Source organism: Mesorhizobium sp. ESP7-2, assembly GCF_020164715.1.
Lineage (GTDB): Bacteria > Pseudomonadota > Alphaproteobacteria > Rhizobiales > Rhizobiaceae > Mesorhizobium.
The window spans coordinates 23,173-44,484 of record NZ_JAIUGQ010000034.1; the positions used below are offsets into that span (position 1 = coordinate 23,173).

The 21,312-nt window shown below is 64.5% G+C and carries 23 protein-coding genes; 12 read left to right on the forward strand and 11 right to left on the reverse strand.

Going from position 1 to position 21,312, the window contains the following annotated elements:
* Positions 1-119 precede the first annotated feature (119 nt).
* The 4 genes from LB543_RS25420 to LB543_RS25435 all read left to right on the forward strand — a co-directional run bounded on the left by LB543_RS25420 (position 120) and on the right by LB543_RS25435 (position 3,552).
* Positions 120-458, forward strand: coding sequence for a hypothetical protein (locus LB543_RS25420; protein WP_140765229.1), 339 nt, complete (start codon positions 120-122; stop codon positions 456-458).
* A 24-nt stretch (positions 459-482) separates the two neighbouring features.
* Entirely contained in the window at positions 483-1,184 is a 702-nt protein-coding gene (locus tag LB543_RS25425) for a phosphatase PAP2 family protein (RefSeq protein WP_140765201.1), read from the forward strand.
* Positions 1,185-1,468: 284 nt separating this feature from the next.
* The gene (locus LB543_RS25430; protein WP_140765203.1) at positions 1,469-1,747 is read left to right on the forward strand and encodes a helix-turn-helix domain-containing protein; all 279 of its coding nucleotides are present in this window, start codon (positions 1,469-1,471) and stop codon (positions 1,745-1,747) included.
* Positions 1,748-1,815: 68 nt separating this feature from the next.
* Positions 1,816-3,552 carry a SulP family inorganic anion transporter gene (locus tag LB543_RS25435; protein ID WP_224616121.1) on the forward strand — a complete coding sequence of 579 codons (1,737 nt, stop codon included), beginning with the start codon at positions 1,816-1,818 and terminating at the stop codon, positions 3,550-3,552.
* On the opposite strand, the gene LB543_RS25440 is transcribed toward LB543_RS25435, so the two are convergent.
* Both LB543_RS25440 and LB543_RS25445 read right to left on the reverse strand, forming a co-directional pair.
* Positions 3,542-4,159 (reverse strand): DNA-3-methyladenine glycosylase, encoded by a 618-nt coding sequence (locus LB543_RS25440; RefSeq protein WP_140765207.1) that lies wholly within the window; start codon positions 4,157-4,159, stop codon positions 3,542-3,544. The two genes, LB543_RS25435 and LB543_RS25440, sit on opposite strands and share 11 nt — an antisense overlap.
* A 129-nt stretch (positions 4,160-4,288) precedes the next feature.
* Complete coding sequence (locus LB543_RS25445) at positions 4,289-5,143, reverse strand: SMP-30/gluconolactonase/LRE family protein (RefSeq protein ID WP_224616122.1); 855 nt, start codon at positions 5,141-5,143, stop codon at positions 4,289-4,291.
* A gap of 113 nt (positions 5,144-5,256) precedes the next feature.
* Here LB543_RS25445 and LB543_RS25450 point away from each other — a divergent pair, with 113 nt between their 5' ends.
* Both LB543_RS25450 and LB543_RS25455 read left to right on the forward strand, forming a co-directional pair.
* Positions 5,257-6,057 carry a helix-turn-helix domain-containing protein gene (locus LB543_RS25450; RefSeq protein WP_224616123.1) on the forward strand — a complete coding sequence of 267 codons (801 nt, stop codon included), beginning with the start codon at positions 5,257-5,259 and terminating at the stop codon, positions 6,055-6,057.
* Positions 6,058-6,168: 111 nt separating this feature from the next.
* Entirely contained in the window at positions 6,169-7,545 is a 1,377-nt protein-coding gene (locus LB543_RS25455) for an adenylate/guanylate cyclase domain-containing protein (protein WP_224616124.1), read from the forward strand.
* A gap of 77 nt (positions 7,546-7,622) precedes the next feature.
* Here LB543_RS25455 and LB543_RS25460 read toward each other — a convergent pair whose 3' ends face one another.
* From LB543_RS25460 to LB543_RS25470, 3 genes are all read right to left on the reverse strand, one after another.
* Positions 7,623-8,450, reverse strand: a complete 828-nt coding sequence (locus LB543_RS25460; protein WP_224616125.1) for a YiiX/YebB-like N1pC/P60 family cysteine hydrolase — start codon at positions 8,448-8,450, stop codon at positions 7,623-7,625.
* A 97-nt stretch (positions 8,451-8,547) separates the two neighbouring features.
* Positions 8,548-9,489, reverse strand: coding sequence for a CHAD domain-containing protein (locus tag LB543_RS25465; RefSeq protein WP_224616126.1), 942 nt, complete (start codon positions 9,487-9,489; stop codon positions 8,548-8,550).
* The gene (locus LB543_RS25470) at positions 9,486-9,959 is read right to left on the reverse strand and encodes a CYTH domain-containing protein (protein ID WP_224616127.1); all 474 of its coding nucleotides are present in this window, start codon (positions 9,957-9,959) and stop codon (positions 9,486-9,488) included. Before LB543_RS25470 ends, LB543_RS25465 begins: the two co-directional genes overlap by 4 nt.
* A gap of 91 nt (positions 9,960-10,050) precedes the next feature.
* On the opposite strand from LB543_RS25470, the gene LB543_RS25475 reads away from it, so the two are divergent.
* From LB543_RS25475 to LB543_RS25490, 4 genes are read left to right on the forward strand one after another with little or no spacing between them, the layout of a single operon-like run.
* Positions 10,051-10,755, forward strand: coding sequence for a CerR family C-terminal domain-containing protein (locus tag LB543_RS25475; RefSeq protein ID WP_224616128.1), 705 nt, complete (start codon positions 10,051-10,053; stop codon positions 10,753-10,755).
* A complete protein-coding gene (locus LB543_RS25480; RefSeq protein WP_224616129.1) occupies positions 10,752-11,705 on the forward strand; it encodes an HlyD family secretion protein in 954 nt (317 codons plus the stop codon). The genes LB543_RS25475 and LB543_RS25480 overlap by 4 nt, the downstream gene beginning before the upstream one ends.
* Positions 11,702-12,622, forward strand: a complete 921-nt coding sequence (locus tag LB543_RS25485) for an ABC transporter ATP-binding protein (protein ID WP_224595915.1) — start codon at positions 11,702-11,704, stop codon at positions 12,620-12,622. The genes LB543_RS25480 and LB543_RS25485 overlap by 4 nt, the downstream gene beginning before the upstream one ends.
* Positions 12,619-13,755, forward strand: coding sequence for an ABC transporter permease (locus tag LB543_RS25490; RefSeq protein WP_149908249.1), 1,137 nt, complete (start codon positions 12,619-12,621; stop codon positions 13,753-13,755). The genes LB543_RS25485 and LB543_RS25490 overlap by 4 nt, the downstream gene beginning before the upstream one ends.
* 98 nt (positions 13,756-13,853) lie before the next feature.
* On the opposite strand, the gene LB543_RS25495 is transcribed toward LB543_RS25490, so the two are convergent.
* Both LB543_RS25495 and LB543_RS25500 read right to left on the reverse strand, forming a co-directional pair.
* Complete coding sequence (locus tag LB543_RS25495; protein WP_224616130.1) at positions 13,854-14,828, reverse strand: threonine/serine dehydratase; 975 nt, start codon at positions 14,826-14,828, stop codon at positions 13,854-13,856.
* 309 nt (positions 14,829-15,137) lie between these two features.
* A complete protein-coding gene (locus tag LB543_RS25500) occupies positions 15,138-15,461 on the reverse strand; it encodes a hypothetical protein (RefSeq protein WP_140812189.1) in 324 nt (107 codons plus the stop codon).
* A gap of 172 nt (positions 15,462-15,633) precedes the next feature.
* Here LB543_RS25500 and mbfA point away from each other — a divergent pair, with 172 nt between their 5' ends.
* Positions 15,634-16,617 (forward strand): iron exporter MbfA, encoded by a 984-nt coding sequence (gene mbfA, locus LB543_RS25505; RefSeq protein ID WP_140812190.1) that lies wholly within the window; start codon positions 15,634-15,636, stop codon positions 16,615-16,617.
* A gap of 219 nt (positions 16,618-16,836) precedes the next feature.
* Here mbfA and LB543_RS25510 read toward each other — a convergent pair whose 3' ends face one another.
* The 3 genes from LB543_RS25510 to LB543_RS25520 all read right to left on the reverse strand — a co-directional run bounded on the left by LB543_RS25510 (position 16,837) and on the right by LB543_RS25520 (position 17,819).
* The gene (locus LB543_RS25510; RefSeq protein ID WP_224616131.1) at positions 16,837-17,181 is read right to left on the reverse strand and encodes an antibiotic biosynthesis monooxygenase family protein; all 345 of its coding nucleotides are present in this window, start codon (positions 17,179-17,181) and stop codon (positions 16,837-16,839) included.
* Positions 17,178-17,510 carry an NIPSNAP family protein gene (locus tag LB543_RS25515; RefSeq protein ID WP_140749876.1) on the reverse strand — a complete coding sequence of 111 codons (333 nt, stop codon included), beginning with the start codon at positions 17,508-17,510 and terminating at the stop codon, positions 17,178-17,180. Before LB543_RS25515 ends, LB543_RS25510 begins: the two co-directional genes overlap by 4 nt.
* 93 nt (positions 17,511-17,603) lie before the next feature.
* The gene (locus LB543_RS25520; RefSeq protein ID WP_140765063.1) at positions 17,604-17,819 is read right to left on the reverse strand and encodes a DUF1127 domain-containing protein; all 216 of its coding nucleotides are present in this window, start codon (positions 17,817-17,819) and stop codon (positions 17,604-17,606) included.
* Between the two features lie 68 nt (positions 17,820-17,887).
* Between LB543_RS25520 and LB543_RS25525 the strand changes: the two genes are divergently transcribed.
* Positions 17,888-18,562 (forward strand): ArsR/SmtB family transcription factor, encoded by a 675-nt coding sequence (locus tag LB543_RS25525; RefSeq protein WP_224616132.1) that lies wholly within the window; start codon positions 17,888-17,890, stop codon positions 18,560-18,562.
* Positions 18,563-18,783: 221 nt separating this feature from the next.
* Here LB543_RS25525 and ligD read toward each other — a convergent pair whose 3' ends face one another.
* A complete protein-coding gene (gene ligD, locus LB543_RS25530) occupies positions 18,784-21,303 on the reverse strand; it encodes a DNA ligase D (protein ID WP_224616133.1) in 2,520 nt (839 codons plus the stop codon).
* Positions 21,304-21,312 lie beyond the last annotated feature (9 nt).

Genomic DNA, 21,312 nt, shown 5'->3' on the forward strand with positions numbered 1-21,312 from the left:
GAGCTTCAGTCTCGCCCTTGCCAAGACCCTCCTTGGAGCGACGTTGCTTGACGTCTCGGCGCGCTTCGGAAACAAGGTCCGCGATATCAGGCGAAAGCCGCTTCGAGGGGGACGAGACATTGAGTTTTTCGGGATTGCTGCAGCTTGGCTTTTCGACGGTGATCTTCCTGCTGGCAGCGACCGCCGCCAAGCAATGGGGCCTGGCGCCGAGCCTGGGCAAGATCCTGCTGACGCTGGCGCTCTATTCGCTGGGCAATTTGATCATGCTGCGGCTGATCCGCGAGTTCGGCATGTCGGTGTCGTTCAGCCTCTCGGCGGTGATCCAGCTGGTCTCGGTCAACGTGGTGGCGCTGGTGTTCTTCGGCGAGCGCGTCAACGCGCTGCAGGCGGCCGGCATCGCACTGGCGATCGCCGCCGTGGCGCTGATCACGCTCGGGCCCTATCTGCAAGGGCGATGATATGACGACCGAGGTACCGGCCCGATGAAAGACAACGCAGGCACTCTGTTCAACCGGATCGAATTCCCGGTGCTGCTCGCCGGCCTGGTCATCGCCGGCGGGCTGTGGGGCTTCGTGGAACTCATGGAGGTAGCACGCGCCACCGCCCCGCATGGTTTCGACACCGAGATACTTCTCGCCTTCCGCCAGCCGGGCCAGCCCGGCGTTCCCATCGGCCCATCATGGCTGGAAGGGGCGATGCGCGACATCACCAGCCTTGGCAGTACCAGCGTGCTGGCGCTGGTCACCACGGCGACGATCATCTATCTGCTCTTGATCCGCAGGCGTGGAACCGCGCTTCTCATCCTCGTCGCCGTGGCTGGTGGCGAGGTGCTGTCGAGCCTGCTGAAAGTCGGCGTCGACCGGCCGCGCCCGGAACTGGTTTCGCATCTGGTCAACGCGACCTCGCTTTCCTTCCCGAGCGGCCATGCCATGCTGTCGGCGGTGACCTATCTCACGCTCGGTTCGCTGGCGGCGCGCTTCCTGCCGGGCCGGACGACCAAGGTCTACGTCTTGTTCCTGGCGGTGCTCACGACGGTGCTGGTCGGGGTCAGCCGCATCTATCTCGGCGTCCACTGGCCGTCCGATGTGCTGGCGGGCTGGTGTGCCGGTTTCGCCTGGGCGATGCTATGCTGGTTGGTGGCGCGGCTTCTGCAACGGCGCCAGGCGGTGAGCGACGACGCCTGACCCCGCCGTCAGATCAATCTGTTGATGAGATGCCCGCCACAGCCCGCCAGCGCCAAAACCATCGACAGCAAGCCTGCCGATGTCATCAAGGTCTTGAAAACGTTCAACCGCGTTACCCCTGCCCCGGATGGGCAGCACCCTAGCTTGAAATCCTCGGGAAGTATCGAAGAAAATGGACAATCTGGCGAAGACGCTTACGTCTGAAACCCTTATAATGATGCTTGAAACATCATAATGAAGGTATTATACGTTATATCAGCAGACTCAGACATGGGTTCCGGCCGATGATCACTGCCGCGCAGATGCGTGCCGCAAGGGCCTTGGCCGGCATCGACCAGAAGACGCTCGCCGAGCGCGCCGGCGTTTCGCTTCCAACCATCCAGCGCATGGAAGCGAGCGATGGCGTGGTCCGGGGCGTGGTCGATACGCTGATGAAGGTCATCCAGGCTCTCGACGAGGCAGGGGTGGAACTGATCGGCGAGAACCAGGCCAGCGAGCGAGGCGGCAGGGGCGTGCGCCTCAAGCCCGCCGTGTCGCCGGATCCCAGGGCTGAGCCGGCATAAGTCGCGACGGCGACCGCCGACAGTCCTGCCGACGATCCCGCCGCCTTTGCAGGTGCGGAAGGCAGTCCATGGATCAAGCGCGTCAGACAGTGCATCAAGCGGCCCACCAGCCGGTGAAGCCGACATTTTCCGAACTGTTCACGCCGAAGCTGGTGACAGTCTGGCGGGAGGGTTACCACCTGCCGCAATTCAAGGCGGACTTCATGTCCGGCCTGACCGTAGCCATCGTCGCGCTGCCGCTGTCGATGGCAATCGCGATCGCGTCGGGCGTGACGCCGGAACGCGGCCTCTACACCTCCATCGTCGGCGGCTTCATCATCTCGGCCTTGGGCGGCAGCCGCTTCCAGATCGGCGGCCCGGCCGGCGCCTTCATCGTGCTGGTGGCGGCAACGGTTGCGCGGGTTGGCGTCGACGGCCTGCTGCTGGCGACGATGATGGCGGGCGTCTTCCTGCTTGCGATCGGGTACCTCCGCCTCGGCACCTACATCAAATTCATTCCCTATCCGGTCACCGTCGGCTTCACCGCCGGCATTGCCGTCATCATCTTCTCCGGCCAGATCGTCGAACTGTTCGGGCTGACCCTGCCGGGCAAGGAGCCCGGACCGTTCGTGCCCAAGCTGATCGCGCTTGGCGAAGCGACCGGCACGATCAACCCCGCCGCAACCCTGGTGGCGGTGCTGACCATCGCAACCATCGTTTTCCTGAAGCGGTGGCGGCCGAAATGGCCTTCCATGTTGATCGCCATCGGGCTTGCCTCGCTCGTCGTGGCGCTGTTTGCACTGCCGGCCGAGACGATCGGCACGCGCTATGGCGGCATCCCGCGCAGCCTGCAATGGCCTGGCCTGCCCCCGGTCAGCTTCGGCAGGATGCTCGACGTCCTGCCCGACGCCATCGCCTTCGCGCTGCTCGGCGCCATCGAATCGCTGCTGTCGGCCGTTGTAGCCGACGGCATGACGGGCCGGCGGCACCGCTCGAATTGCGAGCTGGTGGCGCAAGGCTTCGCCAACATCGCGTCCGCCCTGTTCGGCGGCGTCTGCGCCACCGGCACCATCGCCCGCACCGCCACCAATGTGCGGGCCGGCGCACACGGCCCGGTTTCGGGCATCGTCCATTCGGCCATCCTGCTGGTGCTGATGCTGGTGGCGGCGCCACTCGCCAGCTACATCCCGCTCTCGGCCCTTGCCGGCGTGCTGGCGGTGGTCTGCTGGAACATGTTCGAGAAACAGGCTTTCGTCACGCTGCTCAGGGCATCGCGCGGCGATGCGCTGGTGCTGCTGGCGACCTTCCTGATCGTCGTCTTCCGCGACCTGACCGAAGGCATCGTCGTCGGCTTCGCGCTCGGCTCGATCCTGTTCATCGATCGCATGGCGAAGTCCGTCGCCGTCGAGGCGGATCTGGCGCAGGACGATGTCGCCGACAGCGGCTCCGGCGGCTACGATTCCAGCGAGGCCGCTGACGCCGACACCGTCGTCTATCGCATCTCGGGCGCCTTCTTCTTCGGTGCCGCCTCCACCGTCGGCAGCGTGCTCGACCGCATCGCCGACCAGCGCCGCAACTTCATCCTCGACTGTTCGGCCGTGCCGCTTTTTGATTCGACGGCGGCCAATGTCATCGAAAGCGCGGCCCGCAAGGCGAGGCGCGCCGGCGTGCGCTTCATCATTTCGGGCGCCTCGCCACGGACACGGCGCATGCTGATCAACCACGGCGTCAAGCGGCCGCTGGTGACCTATGCCGCTTCGATCCGCGATGCGCGCGCGCAGCTGGCGGGAGAACAGGAGGCGGAGCAGCCGTCCCTCAACGGTTGAGCGATCCCGGGCCGCTGACGAAAGGACTTGCCTTCAGGTAAAATCGCAGCAGGCGTTCGGCATCCTTCGAAATGCCGATCCTGATGCTCTGCCCGATTTCAGCGGGGACGTGGTCTTCGTGTGCGAGCCATAGCGGGCCTTCCCGGCAAAGGTCGATCCCGTCGAGCGATCGATCGATCCGCAATGCCGCGGCCAGCCTTCCCGGCCCGCGCGCCAGGTCGCGCAGGCGCTCGACGCCACGGTTCAGCCGCATGATAGCGATGCCTTCCAGCGGCTCCAGCGCCCGGATCAGCACGCCGGTTCCCCTGCCTTGCGTCTCGCTCGAAACGTTCAGCATGAACGAGATGCCGTAGGCGAGATAGACATAGGCGTGCCCGCGCTCGAGAAACAACGACCGGTTGCGCGGCGTCATTCCCCGAAAGCCGTGCCCGGCGGCATCGCCGACGACATAGGCCTCGGTCTCGACGATGCGGCCGCTGACCCTGCCTTCGGGCAAGTCGCGCACCACCAGCTTGCCGATGAGATCGCGGGCGAGGGCGGCCGTATCGTCCGGCAGGTCGTCCCGCGCGAGCGGCGGATGATTGTCGCTGTGGCTCACGGCATCCATGGGGCCGCTCTGATCTCGCGGTCGTCCATGGCACACCTCCCTGACCATCACCGTGGATGGACCGTCCTACCACGGTCCATCCACGGCTGTCAGCGAAGGTCGCACGGGTCGGCCCCGCGGCGGCGGTTCTCAATCGATCTTCAGCGCCGCCACCTCGCCCTCGTTCATCAGTGGTACATAGAGGATCGACTTGCCGTCGGTGCCGATGTCGGCGCTGCCCGGCTTGAAATGCGCCACCGCTTCCGGCGTGCCGCCGGTCCTGTATCGGTAGAGCGTGCCGGTCATGTAGGCGGTGGCATAGATGGTGTCGCCAATGGCGACGATGCCGTCGAGGTCGGCGAACCTTTGGGCGCCCGCCAGCGGCGTTACCGTCTTGCTGGCGAGGTCTACCGACAGCAGCCCGCCGGGCTCGGCGGTGCTGAAATCGGCCTTGATGCCCTTGCCCCATGAGGCCACGATCAGCCTGCCGCCATCGGCGAAGACGCCGTTCGGCGAGGCAAGCAGCGGGTCCTTGACGAACAGATCCGGCCTTTCGCCGTCGATGCGGTAGATCGTGTCGGCCAGCATGTCAGTGACATAGACCTTGCCGGACCGGTCCGATGTCATGTCGTTCAGGAAGACCGCGTTCGGCACAACGATGCTGGCGACGAGCTTGCCGCTGGCGAGGTCGACGACGCGGACCTTGGTGATGTCGGCGACATAGAGCTTGCCGCCCGATATCGCCATGCCCTTGGGCGCATCCATGCCGTCGGCCCAGTGCTGGGTTACGATCTTGCCGTCGAGGGACAGCACGCTGAGATAGCCATTGCCGTCGGCATCGCCTGGGTTGCCGACGATGTTGGAAACGATGATGCGGTCGTTGGCGGCGTCGAACAGCGCCGATTCGGGCTGTTCGAGGCCCGTTGCGCGCCAGAGCTCGCCGGCCTGGGCGGGAGCGGCGATGCCGATGGCGGCGATGAAGGCGGAGGTGATGAGGCGTTTCATGTCCGGTCTCCTTTGATGATGGCGAAGACCTAGGGTTCTCGATACTTTTCGGAAAGAGTATTTGGAGTTAGTATCGAATGTCGATACGAAACCGACCGCAAGAGGTGCATCCCATGAATGGTTTGATCTTCGAGGCGCTGAAGCGGACGCTAAAGGCGAAGGGCGTCACCTATCGCGGCCTCGCCGAGCGCATGGGCGTTTCCGAGCCGACGGTGAAGCGCATCTTCCATGAGAAGAACTGCAAGCTCGACCGCCTGGTGGAGATCTGCGCCGCCGCCGGCGTCGAGCTGGAAAACGTGCTCGGCTCGATGAGCAGGGGGCCGGGGCCGGTCAACCACATCGCGCCCGAGATCGAACGCCGGCTTGCCGGCCGGCCGGCGCTGCTGTTCGTCTTCGTCATGCTGTCGGAAAAGTTCACGCCGGAAGGCATCATGCGCTCGCAGGGCCTGAGCGAAGCCTCGATGTTCCTCTATCTGCGCGACCTCGAGGAACTCGGGCTGATCGCGCTCGGCCGTGGCCTGTCGGCGAAATTGCTGGTCGAAACGCCGATCCAGTGGAATTTCGAGGGGCCGCTCAGGCCGCTGTTCGAGATGACCAACAAGAATTTCATCGGTTGGGCGATCACCCATATCGAGCGGGAGGCGACCTTCGTCAGCTTCTCCAGGCGGATGCGGCCGGAGACGGCGGAGATGGTGCGGCGCGAGGCCGAGGAGCTGGCCGACCGCGCGAAGCTGCTGGCCCATCACGACCAGCACACCACGCCCGAGGACGGGTTGGTCGGCTACAAATGGACGTTCGCCTTCGGCGCCACGCCGTTCGAGGCGATCATGCCGATCGGCCCGCATCCGCGCGACGCCGGGGCGTTCGATCGGCCCGCCGCTCCAGCAAAGGGACGCCGCCCGTTACCGGCCTGATACAGAAAAACGAAATCACATTCATGATATAGTTCGCGCACTGATTTGTCAGATTGTAGAAGGCGGGTTTGCCGAATGCGTGACACGTCCCCGTGAAATCGAAGTGATCCTATGTCGACCGCGCCAACACTTGAACTTCGCCGCTATTCGCGCCTGAAAAATTTGCGGGCGCGTGCAGAACGCCAGGGTGCTGCATTACAGTTCTGGGCGCGTACGGCATCGCTCGCCGTGATCTCCTGCTTCTTTTCATTGACCAGCCGCTGGGATGCTTCGCTGCTCTTCGTGCTGGCGGGCCTCGTGCTGTTCCAGCTCATCGGCCTGATCCAGTTTCTCTTTGCTCGCCGTCGCACGGCGCGATGGTGGATCGGTTACCTCGCCGGTACGCTGGACATCATTCTGTTGACCGTTCTGCTGATAACGCCCAACCCGTTTTCCCTGGAGGTCGCGCCGGCCGCGATGCAACTGCGCGAGGGCAGCTTTAAATACCTGCTGATTTTCGTATGCCTTGGCGCTCTGACCCTTTCGACACGATTGGCACTCTATCTCGGCGCGCTCGCGGCCCTGACATGGGCGATCGGGGTGGGATGGGTGATTTCCCATCCGGGAACCGTAATTCCGGCGACGAACCTCTATTCGCTGCCAATGACAGAGCGACTGAACCTCTATCTCAACCCCAATTTCGTCGATACATTTGCGCAGGCGACCAACGTGTTGGTTGTGCTGATTATCGGCGCGATCATGGCGCTGGTCGTCTTTCGTTCCCGACATCTCTCGGAGGACTACGTCAAGGCAGAGCGCGCCCGCGCCAATCTCGCCCGGCATTTTTCGCCCAATGTCGTCGACCAGCTCGCCACCGATGACGAGCCCTTCGGCCCGGTCCGCCGGCAGGATATCGCGGTGCTGTTTGCCGACATCGTCGGCTTCACACACTATTCCGAGGATCATCCGGCCGAAGCAGTGTTCGAACTTCTGCGTCAGTTCCACCGTCGCATGGAACAAGTCGTTTTCGACCACCATGGCACCGTCGATAACTATATCGGCGATTGCATCATGGCGACATTCGGGGTTCCGCAAGCCAACCATGACGACGCGACTCGGGCCATCCAATGCGCTGAAGCGATGGTCGCCGCTCTCGAAGACTGGAATGTACAGCGGGTGTCCAGGGGATACCCGCCGCTGGACGTTCGGATCGGTGCACAATATGGCGCAGTGGTCATCGGCGCGGTCGGCAGCGAGCGCAATCTGTCCTTCGCGGTGGTGGGCGACACCGTCAACGTCGCCAGCCGTTTGCAGTCGCTCTGCCGTGAGCTTCAGGTGAATATTTGCTTTGGGTCACGACTGATTGAGGCCGCGAAGGCGGAATCGCCCACGACACCGTTGAATGCGCGCGATCATGGACCGATGAGCATCCGCGGCCGGGACGAACCGGTCCATGTCTGGGTCGAACACAGAGCCGAAAACCAGGGTTCTATTGCGGTTCCGGCGTGACATAGGCCGCCATGTGAAACGCCTGCACCTCGGCGGGATAGCGGTAGGCCGCGTGTCCTGACCTAGGCCGAAAGCCATCACGTGTCCGTCGCGGTTGCGCCAGCCTTTGCGGCTGCGGCGTCTGTGCTTGCCTTGTCGTCCCAGACCATTTGCCGGTAGTCGAAACCATATTCCAGCGTCGGCTTGACGATGCGGAAAAACGGCGACAGGTCGAAATCGCGCGGCGTGTAGAGCGAGTGGTGACGAATGTGCAGGATTTCCTTGCGCATATAGGTCGACTGTGCGGAGGCGCGGCCGGGCGCGCGGGTTATCTCGGGCAGGATCGGATAGCGGATCTGGCCGTAAGCCTCGGCGATCAGCGTCGAGCAGATCGCCCGGGTCGGGTTGCCGGAGCCGAAAGCCAGCATGCGGCGGCGCCAGCGCACCGGTACCGGCGGCGCCGGCAGGAAATAGCGCAGCATGTCGAAGATGTTCTTGAGATCGTATTTCAGGCCGAGCTTGCCGATCATGAAGGCAACGACCTTGTCACGGTCTTCGGGTGTCAGGCCGCTCGCCCGGCAGATGCGGGTGTTGTAGCTCCGGTACCGCGACAGCGGCACGGCGACACAGCCTCCGCCGAGCGTAACCTCGATCAGGCGCCGCCGTTCCGAGCCGTCGTCCGGTTCGGCCAATGCGTCGCCGACATAGAAGGCCGCGTGCGACCACGTCGACTGGGTCAGGTATTTGATCGCCGCCGAGATTTTCTGGTTGCCCTCGATCAGCAGGATGTCGCCCGGCTCCAGCGTGCGGCGCAGTGTTTCGGCGTCGGAAGGCGTGTAGGGCTCGTAACCCGAGGATTCTTCCTGCAGCCGGCCGGCAAGCCAGCGGCCTATGCGGTCTAGGAGCGTGTCGGCGGGCTGGGTCATGACTACGCGTGACTAGCATGAGGTGGCGGGAACGTGCCAGCGCGCCCGGCGCGTTCTCCCTTCTCCCACAAGGGTGAGAAGGGGAGGCACTGGCGCATCAGCCCACCGTCGCGTTCCCGTCTTCCTGCGCCGCGCCGGCAAGATCGTCGCGGGCCTTGCGGGCAAGCATCTTCGTCGAGCGCTTCGGGCTGTCGCCGAACAGTTCGGCCGCCTCGGCAAGGCACGCCTTCTTCAGGCCCTTTTCCGAGCGCTTGAGCAGCTTGCCGAGAAGTTTCGTATCCTCGGGCGGCCCAAGCGGCTCGCTATCGGCCTCGAGCAGCGCACGCATGACGAACACGTCATGCAGTTCGCCGAGCCGTTCGCCCAGTTCATCGACGGCCTTGCGCCGCGCCTTGATCGGCGTCGGCCACAGCCTGCCAAGCAGCGACAGGTGCATGCCATGCGTCTTGGCCGCCTTGCGCAGGTCGTGGAAGTCGTTGGCCTCGCCGTGCGCGCCGGCCTTGTCGAGCGCCTTCCTGGCACGGCGCAAGGTGGCGCGCGCGCCTTCGGCGAGCACGTCGGCGGCCTGTTCCGGCTGGTCGGGCAGGACAAGGGATTCGATGCGCTTCATGCCGTCTTCGCAGGCCGCGGTGGCCGCTCCGATCGCGGCCTGCAGCCCGGCGCCCTCATGCAAATCGTGCTGGCGGGCGATGAGCCTGTCGCGCACGGCATCGAGCCCGCCATCGGCGCTTTCCTTCGCGAAACTCGCAGCCAGCCGGTCGATGGTTTCGATCAGCGCCGTCGCCTCACGCGGGCCGGCAAGCAGCGCCGCCACATTGCGATAGCATTGGTTTTCCGTGGCGCAGAATGTTTCGTCTCCGGAACGAACGAGCCGCAGCAGGGCACGCGCGCTCTTCAGCCGCTTCCGGCATTTGTGCAGCCCCTGTTCCGGCCGGGTGCGCGCCGCATCCAGATGCAGCAGGGCCTTGCCGATTTCCTCGGCAAGGATGCGTCTGACCTCCCCGGTCAGCGGCATGCGCGGGTCTATGCGAAAGCTCATGCGGCGATCTCCGGTATCCCCCCGAGGGCGAGCGACGCGTTGTAGAACTTCTGATCGCCGGTGACTTCACGGCCGAGCCAGTCCGGCAGCATTTCACCCGGAACGTCTTCCGGAGTCTCGAGTTCGGCCACCACAAGTCCCGCCAGTGCGCCGCCAAAAACGTCGACTTCATAGAGATAGCCGCGATGCCTAACATGGTGACGTGTCTTGTCGATGACACGTCCGATGGCGAAGTCCAGCATTTCCACCGCCTCCTCAAGCGGGATCGGATATTCGAATTCGTCGCGCTCGCGCGCGCTGCTGCCGAATTTGAGCGTCAGTTTGGCCGAGGCTCCGTCACTGATGCGGATGCGGACGGTTCGTCCGGGTGCCATGGCGAGATAGAACTGGAGAATGCGGATATCCGCTTCCACCAGATCTCGCCATGCGGTGCTGGAGACCAGGAACTTGCGCTCGATTTCCTTGCCCATGGCCACGCACTAAAGCGGTTGCCGCGCGCGATGGCAAGACGGCGCCGCGCACAAGTTGACTTTAATCAATCGATTGATTAAAGTCTTGCCCATGACCAAATTGCCGAACGCCAAGACGCCCCGCCGCGCGACATCGCCGGCTGAGCTGACGCGTGCCGCGCTCGTCCGGGCGGCGCTGAAACTGTTCGGGCGGCAAGGATTCGACGGCACCTCGACGCGAGAGATTGCGGCCGAGGCGGGGGCCAATATCGGCTCGATCGCCTATCATTTCGGCGGCAAGGAAGGTCTTCGCACCGCTGCCGCCGACTTTATCGTCGAGACCATTCAGGCCGTCGCCGGCCAGGCGCTTGGCAATGGACAGGCGGCGTCGGCAAGCGACCCGGAGGCGGCGCGGGCGCAGCTCTTCGCGGCCCTGGAGCGGATGGTCGGCTTTGTCGTTGCCAGCCCGCAGGCCGGAGAGATCGTGCAGTTCGTGCTGCGTGAGCTGTCGCATCCGACGGCGGCGCTCGACCGCATCTATGAAGGCGTCTTCGAGCCGACGCATCGCCGGCTGTGCCTGATCTGGGAGCAAGCCACCGGCGAGCCGGCCGAGAGCGAACGGACCCGGCTCACTGTGTTCACGCTGATCGGCCAGGTCATCTATTTCCGCATCGGCCGCGAGGCGGTGATGCGCCGCATGGGCTGGCACGACATCGGTGCCGCAGAGGCCGCCAAGGTGGTGGCGGTCGCCACGGACAACCTCGGCGCCATACTGGCCGCCCGAAAGGCGGCAGGGATGAAGGGATCGGGACAATGAGCTTTCTGTGTTCGCTGCCGCTCGCCGCCCAACTGTTTGGTGCCTGCGCGCCGGCGGCACCGCTCGCCGTCGGTTATGTCGAGGGCGATTACGTGCTCCTTGCGCCGATCGAGGTGGCGCAGGTCGAGACGGTGATGGTGAAGCGCGGCGACCGCGTCACGCCGGGAGCCATTGTGGTGACACTCGAAAACGCCGACGCCAAGATCGCGGTGGCGCAAGCGCAGGCGGCCCTCGCCCAGGCGCAGGCGCAACTTGCCGACCTGCAGGTCGGCAAGCGGCCGGAAGAAATCGCAGCGCTCAGAGCCCAGGTCGACATGGCCAAGGCGCAGGCCGACGACGCCAAGCGCAAATACGACCGCGCCGCCGATCTGTTCAAGCGCGGTACCGGCACCCAAGCGGACTATGACACCGCCTCGGCGACGCTGGAAACCGCCAATGCCCAGGTCGGCCAGGCGCAGGCCAATCTCGCCGTCGGCGGCCTGCCGGCGCGGACCGAGACGATCAAGGCCGCCGACAACCAGGTCAAGCAGGCGCGGGCGGAGCTGGAACAGGCGCAATGGCGCCTGTCCAAGCGCACCCTCGCCGCCCCTTCGCCCGGCCGTGTCAACGACGTCATCCGCAATCCGGGCGACACGGCGGGTCCGACCGCGCCTGTCATCTCGGTGCTTCCCGACGGCGCGGTGAAGCTCAGTGTCTATATTCCGGAAAGCGCCTTCTCCTCGGTCAAGGTCGGCAGCCTGCTCAGCGTCCGTTGCGACGGCTGCGGCCCGGACGTGAAGGCGCGCGTCAGTTACGTCTCGCCCGATCCCGAATTCACCCCGCCGGTGATCTATTCGCTCGAGAATCGGCAGAAGCTGGTCTACCTCGTCGAGGCGCGGCCGGAGGGCGACGCGGGGCCGCTGCAGCCCGGCCAGATCGTCGATGTCGATCTCGCGGATATGGGAAAATGAACGTCATCGACGTTCACGGCCTGGTCAAGCGCTTCGGCGACAAGACCGTCGTCGACCACGTGACCATGTCGGTCGCCGAGGGCGAGATCGTCGGCTTCCTCGGCCCCAACGGCTCGGGCAAGACCACCACCATCCGCATCATGTGCGGCCTGCTGACGCCGGACGAGGGCGAAGGTACGGTGCTGGGTTTCAACATCCGTACCGATGCGCTCAGGATCAAGCGTGAAGTCGGCTACATGACGCAGAAATTCTCGTTCTACGAGGATCTGACGATCGGCGAGAATCTCGAATTCGTGGCGCGGCTCTACCGGCTGAAGCCGGTCGAGGAGTATGTCGCCCGGACATTGGAGGATCTCGGCCTGGCGACGCGCCGCAACCAGCTGGCCGGCACCTTGTCCGGCGGCTGGAAGCAGCGGCTGGCGCTGGCCGCCTGCATCATGCACGAGCCGAAACTGCTTCTGCTCGACGAGCCGACGGCCGGCGTCGACCCGAAGGCGCGGCGCGAGTTCTGGGACGAGATCCATCGCCTGGCCAGCGGCGGGCTCACCGTGCTGGTCTCCACCCATTACATGGACGAGGCCGAGCGCTGCCACCGCATCAGCTACATTTCCTATGGCAGGATGCTGGCCACCGGCACCGTCGCCGAGGTGGTGAAGAATGCGGGCCTGACCACGTTCGTGCTGCAGGGTCCCCGGCTCGACGAGGTGGCGCAAGCGCTGCAAGGCCGCCCCGGCGTCGACCAGGTGGCTCCGTTCGGCGCCACGCTGCATGTCGTCGGTTCCGACCGCAAGAAGCTCGAGGCTGCCCTTGCCGATGTCGAGAAAGAGCACAAGGGCGTGACGGTGACACCGGGCGAAACCAGCCTGGAGGATGTGTTCATCCAGTTCATGTCGGGATCGAAGGACAACATGGCATGAACAGCGTCTTTTCCTTCGCGAGGCTCGGCGCCCTGCTGATCAAGGAATTCATCCAGATGCGGCGCGACCGCATCACCTTCGCCATGATGCTGGGCGTGCCGCTGATACAGCTCGTCCTGTTCGGCTACGCCATCAACAACGACCCGAAAAGCCTGCCGGCGGCGCTGGTGGCGACCAGCAGCGATCCCTACACCCGTGCCATGGTCTCGGCGCTGCAGACCACCGGCTACTACCGCTTCGATCATGTCGCGCAAAGCGCTGAGGAGGCCGAGTTCCTGATGGCGCGCGGCGACGTCGCCTTCGTCGTCACCATCCCAGCCGATTTCGCCCGGCGCGTCGAGCGCGGCGACAAGCCGCAGATCCTGATCGAGGCCGACGCCACCGATCCGGCGGTCGCCAGCGGCGCCATCTCGACGCTCGGCACCATCGCCGGCCAGGCGCTGCTGAGAGCGCAGGGCATGCAGGAAGCCGCCGCCGAGGCCGCCAGGGGACAGCTCGATGTCGTCGTCCACCGGCGCTACAATCCCGAAGGCATCTCGCAATACAACATCGTGCCCGGCCTGCTCGGCGTCATCCTGCAGATGACCATGGTGATGATGACCTCGATCGCGCTGACGCGCGAGACCGAGCGCGGCACGATGGAGAACCTCCTGGCGATGCCGTCGAGCCCGCTGGAGATCATGATGGGCAAGGTGCTGCCCTATCTGGCGGTCGGGGCGGTGCAGGTCGTGGTGGTGCTGGCGGCGTCGAAGCTTCTGTTCGCCATACCGTTCACCGGCTCGATGACGCTGCTCCTGTCGGCGGTGCTGGTGTTCGTGCTGTCCCTGGTGTTGCTCGGCTACACGATCTCGACCATCGCGCGCACGCAGATGCAGGCGCTTCAGCTCACCTTCTTCTTCTTCCTGCCGTCGATCATGCTGTCGGGCTTCATGTTCCCCTATCGCGGCATGCCGGACTGGGCACAGACCTTCGGCGAGATTTTCCCGCTGACGCATTTCCTGCGTATCACCCGCGCGGTGATGCTGAAGGGCGCCCAGCTGCCGGCGGTGGCGACCGAGATCGGCTGGCTGGTGGTCTTCGTCGCGCTGTTCGCCGGCGTGGCATTGGTGCGCTTTAGGCGCACGCTGGACTGACGAGAGCCTCGCCAAGCCCTGCTGAACTGCGCCGCTCTAACTCTTTGTTTTCACGCAATTCCCTAGGGAAAGCGCTACGCGCTTTTCCTAGAATTGCTCTATCCCGCCATGATCCCGGCATAGGTGCCGAAATCGACATTGCCGCCGGACAGCACCACGGCAACGCATTTACCCGACAGCTCGATCTCGCCCGATGAAAGCGCCGCCAGCGCGACGCAGCCGCCGGGCTCGACCACCAGCTTCAGGTAGGCCATGGCGTCGCGCATCGCCCGCGCGGTCGCCTTGTCGGAGACCGCGATGGCGCCGGCAAGGTTGCGGCGGTTGATCTCGAAGGTGATGACGCCCGGCTCGGCGGTCAGGATCGCGTCGCAGATCGAACTGTGGCCCGGCTCGTTCGAAACCCTGGCGCCCGCCGCCAGCGAGCGGCGCGTGTCGTCGAAATGCTCGGGCTCGACCGCCCAGATCGCGGTGCCGGGCGAGGCATCCTTGACCGCGACGGAAATGCCGCTGGTCAGGCCGCCGCCGCCACAGGGGACGACGACCGCGTTGAGCGATACACCCAGCGCCCGCGCCTGCTTGACCAGCTCCAGTCCGATCGTGCCCTGTCCGGCGATGATGGCCGGATCGTCGAAGGGCGGCACCAGCGCCATGCCGTTGTCGAGATAGGGGCGAACCACCGTCATGCGGTCGTCCTTGAAACGGTCGAAGGGCACCACCTCGGCGCCCATCTTGCGGACATTGGCGATCTTCATGTCAGGCGCATCCGCCGGCATGGCGATGACCGCCTTGACGCCGAACATGGCGGCGGAAGCCGCCACGCCTTGCGCATGGTTGCCCGAGGAAAAGGCGACGACGCCACGGGAGCGCTCCGCCTCGCTCAGCGAGGACAGCTTGTTGTAGGCGCCGCGGAACTTGAACGAGCCGGTGCGCTGCAGCGTCTCCGGCTTGAACAGGATGCGGCCGCCGAAGCGCCGGTTCAGCTCCTGCGATTCGATCAGCGGCGTCTCGACGATCAGGCCCGAAAGGCGCGCGGCGGCGGCGTGGATGTCGGCGATGCCGGGAGGGGTGGTCATGGCGATCCTGTGGCGATGCGATCCGGCCATGGTGCACGGAAAGGCTCGCGCGATGCCAACGAAAAGATGTGACCGGGACAAATTTAGCGATTGTGATCAAGATACAAATGTAGCCAGCGATGCCGGCGGAGCCCCCCTCTGCCCTGCCGGGCATCTCCCCCTCGAGGGGGGAGATTGGCAGCTCCGATCGCGGCACTTTTTTCCGGCGTTGAAAATTGGCGAAAGCCGTCGTGACATCCGATCTCCCCCTTTGAGGGGAAGATGGCCGGCAGGCCAGAGGGGGGCGCTGTCCCGCCAGCGTATCGCAATTCAACCCAGCAGCGTCCGCTGCCTTTTTGTCCCGCCCAGCTTGCGCCAGCTGTTGAACCGATGCGTGGCGGCGGCGAACGAGATCTTCATCTGCTGGGCCACCGAATAGCGCGACTTGCCTTCGTCGAACATGCGGTAGCAGCACTCGACGCCTTCCTCGGTCAGCTTGCCGTCCGGCGCCTTGTTGTGCGGGTTGGCGGGGTCGAATTTCTCGACCTGTTGCTCGACCAGGCCTTTCAGGCGTTGCATGTCGGCCTCGATGCTGGCGATGAGATCGAGGACCGGTTTCGGGTCATAGGCGTGCGGAGGCTTCTTGGCCGTCATCAGCTCGTTCCTTTCATGGCTTGGTCCGATATATAGGTGAACATTCACTGCTAATGAAGAGCGATGCCCTGAACCGGGGCTTCAACTATTCTTGACCACGGCCAAGCTGGCGATTGACCATGCACGCCGTAAACCCTAGTTTAGAACAATTCTAAACTAGGGTGATTTCCTCATGCTTTCCCGTGTTTTCGGCTTCGGCCGCCGCCCCTTCGAATCGCTTTCCGAAAAGGAGATCCTGGCGCTGGCCATATCGTCGGAGGAAGATGATGGGCGCATCTACCGGGCCTACGCGGACGGACTGGCCGAGAGTTTCCCGCAATCGGCCAAACTGTTCGAGGCCATGGCCGAGGAGGAAGACGGCCATCGCGACTCACTGATCGAACTCTTTCGCAAGCGCTTCGGCGAGCGCATTCCGTTGATCCGCCGTGAACATGTGAAGGGCTATTATGAGCGCAAGCCGGACTGGCTGGTGCGGCCGCTCGGCATCGAGGCCGTGCGCGGCCAAGCCGAGGCGATGGAGCGGCAGGCCTACCTGTTCTATGTCGAGGCCGCCAAGCGCACCACGGATGCCTCGACACGAAAACTGCTTAATGATCTGGCGTTGGTCGAACAAGGCCACGAGACCCTTGCGCAGCGCCTCGAGCACAAGCATGTGCCGGGTGACGTGAAGGATGAAGAGGCCGCCGCCGAGCAGCGCCAGTTCATCCTGACCTATGTGCAGCCGGGCTTGGCCGGATTGATGGACGGATCGGTATCGACACTGGCACCGATCTTTGCCGCCGCCTTTGCCACGCATGACACGTGGCAGACTTTTCTGGTCGGCCTCGCCGCCTCGATTGGCGCCGGCATTTCGATGGGCTTCACCGAGGTCGCCTCCGACGACGGCAAGCTATCGGGCCGAGGCTCTCCGATAAAGCGCGGCATCACCACCGGGGTCATGACGGCGTCGGGTGGGCTTGGCCACGCATTGCCCTATCTCATCCCGCATTTCTGGACGGCGACCGGCGTCGCCGCCGTGGTGGTGTTCTTCGAATTGTGGGCCATCGCCTTCGTCCAGAACCGCTACATGCAGACCCCGTTCCTGCGCGCCGCCTTCCAGGTGGTTCTGGGCGGAGCCCTGGTGTTCGCGGCGGGCGTGCTGATCGGGAATGCTTAGACAAAGTGGCGAAGGACAGCGCTGCCCCTCATTGTCCTGCCGGACATTTCTCCCCGTATAGAGACGGGGAGAAATGGCAGCTTCAGCGCGGGCGCTCTTTCCGGCCGCGCTGGTGACTGGCGAAACCATCGATGACAGCGCCCCTCTCCCCGTCACTATACGGGGAGAGGATGCCGGCAGGCAGGTGAGGGGCGGCGCCAACATCAACCCCAATAGCCCTCACCCATTCACCGCCCGGCTGTCCGCCGGCGCCTCGTCCCTCTCGGTCAGCCCATAATCCCGCACCACGTGGGCGATCCGCAATCTATAGCCGGCAAAGATACCGCCGCGCCCTCCCTTCTGCGCCCGCCGGTGTTCCTCCGTATTGCGCCAGGCCTTGACCGCCTCCTCGTCACGCCAGAATGACAGCGACAGGACGCGGTTCGGGTCGGCTAGGCTCTGGAAGCGCTCGATGGAGATGAACCCATCGACGCCGTCGAGCAGCGGCCGCAACTCGGCGGCGATGCTCAGATAGGCCTCGCGCCGGCCCTGTGCGGGCTGCACCTCGAAGATGACGGCGATCATAGCTTCACCAGCGGCGCATGCGGACCGGAAGCCAGTTTCAGGAACATGCGGTCCTCCCTGAGGATGAAGCGTTCACGGCGGGCGAACTCGTAGTTTGCCTTGCCGGCGGGGTCGGCGGCAAGCCGGGCGCGATAGGCCTCGTAGGCGGCAAGGTTTTCGATGTTGTAGGCGGCATAGGCCGTCGTGGCCGAGCCCTCATGCGGCGCGAAATAGCCGATCAGGTCGGCGCCACAGCGCGGAATGGCCTGGCCCCAGTTCCGGGCATACTCCTCGAAGGCGGCCTTGCCGAACGGGTCGATCTCATAGCGGATGAAGCAGGTGATGGTCATCTCGGTCTCTCCTTGAAGAGTGTTTTCGCGTCGATGGTTCGAGCGGCGTCGAAACGTCGTGCCGTCCGATCTGCTAAGGCAAATGACCCGATGTCACGCCTGCCAGAAGGATTTCGCGCATTCGCGGCGCACGTCCTGCCGTGTCAGGCCGAGGTCGCGCAGCAGATGGTCGTCGATCTCGCAGAGGTCGCGGCGCTGCAAATGGCGGTCATACCAGCGGGCCAGCAGCCGCGAGCGGACCCAGATGATGAACGGGAACGATTGGCGGCGGGGCAACGGCGCAGGGGCGGAAGCGGTTCGTGCGGTCATCGTCATCTCCTTGATCTGGTCGGAGAATAGTGGTTATCTGACAAGAATGCTTCGATGGGGAACGAACTATGCGTGAAGGACCCGACATTGCCCGCATCGCCAGCCTGGTCGGCGATCCCGCCCGCGCCAACATGCTGAACGCCCTGATGGGCGGCACGGCATTGACCGCGAGCGAACTGGCGCTGGAGGCCGGCGTGTCGTTGCCGACCGCGTCCTCGCATCTGTCCAAACTGATGGAGGGTGGGTTGCTGACCTTGGCCAGCCAGGGCCGGCATCGTTATTACGGGCTGGCCGGCCCGCAAGTGGCCGGCATGATCGAAGCCATCACCGGTGTGGCTGAAGCCGTTGGTCCCAGGCGCGTGCGGCCGGGCCCCCGCGACGGCGCGATGCGCATCGCGCGCGTCTGCTACGATCACCTTGCCGGCGAGCAGGCCGTTGCGATGCTGGATCGCCTTGTCGATAGAAGCATACTGGTCCGCGACGACAAGGAGATCAGGCTCGGGCCCTCCGCGGCCTCGCACTTCGCCGCGATCGGCATCGACGTCCACACCAAGCCGCGGCGGCCGGTGTGCCGCGCCTGCCTCGACTGGAGCGTGCGGCGCTCGCACCTCGCGGGAACGCTGGGCGCCGCCATCCTCGACAAGATCCTTGCCGAGAAATGGGCGCGCCGCGAGAAGGACAGCCGCGCCGTGCTGTTTTCGCCGCCGGGCAAGCAGGCGTTCGAGAGGGTGTTTTTGGCCTGAGAGGTCGGCGGCGCTCCTTTAGCGATGCCGGCGGGACAGCGCCCCCCTCTGCCCTGCCGGGCATCTCCCCCTCAAGGGGGGAGATCGCATGTGACGACAGCTTTCGCCAATTTCCAACATCGGAAAGAAAGTTCCGGCATCGAAACCGCCAATCTCCCCCCTTGAGGGGGAGATGTCCGGCAGGCCAGAGGGGGGTGGTGCCCCACGGCGTTGAAGTCGAGTTAGCCCCGCTTCAACACCTTGCCCTTCTTGAAGAAATCCACCCACGGATCGGCTTCCGAGAGCCGCTTCAGCGTCGTCTTGTCGCCGATCGGAAAGGCGTTTGGCGGCAGGCCGGCCTCGATCTCGGCCCAGGTCACCGGCATCGACACCGTCGCGCCCTTCTTGGCCCGCGACGAGTACGGTGCGACGGTGGTGGCGCCGCTGCCATTGCGCAGATAGTCGACGAAAATTTTTCCGGTGCGCGCCTTCTTCGACAGCGTCGCCGTGTAGCGGTCCGGCGCGCCTTGCTCCAGCGCCCCGGCGAAATCATGGGCGAAAGCTTTGACCTCGGCCCAATCCGCCGATGGTTTCAGCGGCACCATGACATGAAAGCCCTTGCCGCCGGATGTCTTGACGAAATTGGGCAGCGACAGCTCGTCGAGCTTGGCCCTGATGTCGAGCGCCGCCTCGCGGACAGCCTTCACATCGACGCCTTCGTCGGGGTCGAGGTCGAAGACGATCTGGTCCGGCTGTTCAAGCCTGTCGATCGTGCAACCCCAGATGTGGATCTCGACCACGCCGAGCTGGACCAGCGCCGCGATGCCATCGAAATCGCGGATGAACAGGATTTCCTCGCCATCGGTCGGATCCTTGGTCTTCTCGATCTTCGCATGCATACCGGCCGAGGCATGCTTCTGGAAGAAGCGCTGGCCGCCGACGCCATCCGGCGCCCTGACCAGGCTGAGCGGACGATCGACCACGAATTGCTTCATGCGTGGCCATACCAGCGCGTAATGATCGAGCAGGGCCTGTTTCGAGATCTTTTCGTCTGGCCACAGAAGCTTGTCCGGATGGGATAATTTCACCGTGGTTTTCGCCGTTCCTGCCGTATCGGCGCTGCTTGCCGCCGGCCTGGCCTTGGCCGGGCTCTTGTCTGTCGCTCCCTTGCCTGTCGCCGCCTTGGGCTTTTCCTGCACGACTTCCTCCGCCGGCTTGTCCTCGCGCAGCCCCTGGAACGAGGCATGGCGTATTATACGGTCCGACGTCCAGCTGCGAAACTCCACTTCGCCGACCAGTTCCGGCTTGACCCAGACCAGGCCCTTGCCCTTCGGCACGGCGGCATCGAAGGGCGAGGCGTCGGCCTTCAGCGCATCGAGCCTCTTCTTCAGGTCGTTGGCGCCCTTGGTGGAGAAGCCGGTGCCGACCCGGCCGGCATAGTGCAGGCTGCCGTCTTCGAAATAGCCGACCAGCAGGGAGCGCAGGCCGCGTCCGGTCTTGTCCGACGGCAGATAGCCGCCGATGACGAATTCCTGTCGTGCCGTGCATTTCGATTTGACCCATGCCGGACCGCGGCCGCTGCGGTAGGGCGCATCGGCGCGTTTCGAGACGACGCCTTCCAGCCCCATGCGGCAGGCATGTTCCAGTATGATCTTGCCGGGTTCGGCAAAATGGTCGGAGAAACGCAGCGCCGCGGTGTCGGCCCTCTCGCCGAGCAGGTCCTGCAAGGCCTGTTTGCGCTCGACAAGCGGTTCGCGGCGCAAATCCTTGCCGTCGAGCCGCATCAGGTCGAAGACATAGTAGAGGAAGCGGTTCGTCCGCTTCGCCGACAAATCCTGCTGCAACAGCGCGAAGGACGACACGCCGCTATCGGCCAGCACGACGATCTCGCCGTCGATGATGGCATCGCTGCATTTCAGCCCAGCGAGTTCGGCCGCGATCTCGTCGCCGAATTTTTCCGTCCAGTCGAGACCGGTGCGGGTCAGGAGCCGAACGTCGGTGCCGGCGATCTGCGCCTGCATGCGATAGCCGTCGAACTTCACCTCATGCAGCCAGTCCTGGCCCGACGGTGCATCCCGCTCCAGCGTGGCGAGCTGCGGCTCGATGAAGTCGAGTTTCCTGGCCCCAGCCTTCGCCTTGCCGGCGGCCGGCTTGTTGGAGTGCCAGACTTTGGGTTTCTCGCCCTTGGCCGCCTTGCCTTCGCCGACCTCCTCGATCGTCAGGCCTGATTTCACCGACTTCGGCTCGTCCTCCAGAACATCCTCGCCGGGGCGTGCGGCGGCATCGTCGGACTTGATCAGCAGCCAGTTGTCGCGCTTTTCGCCCGGGCGCGGCCGCAACCGTACCAGATGCCATTTGCCATGCAGCTTGTGGCCCTCGAGCTCGAAATTGATATGGCCCTTCTTCATCATCTTCGCGGGATCGCCTTCGGGCGCCCAGGTGCCTTCGTCCCAGACGAGCACCGAGCCTCCGCCATATTCGCCCTTGGGGATGGTGCCTTCGAAACCGGCATAGTCGATGGGATGATCCTCGACATGCACGGCGAGCCGCTTTTCGTGCGGGTCGAGGCTAGGACCGCGCGTCACCGCCCAGCTCCACAGCACGCCGTCATGCTCGAGGCGAAAATCGTAATGCAGCCTTGTGGCGGCGTGCTTCTGGATGACGAAGATACCGCCGGCCTTCTTCCCGCGCGCAACCTTGCCGGTCGGCTCGGCGGTCTTCTTGAAGTCTCGCTTCGAATGATACTGTTCGAGGCTGGCCATCTCGTATCC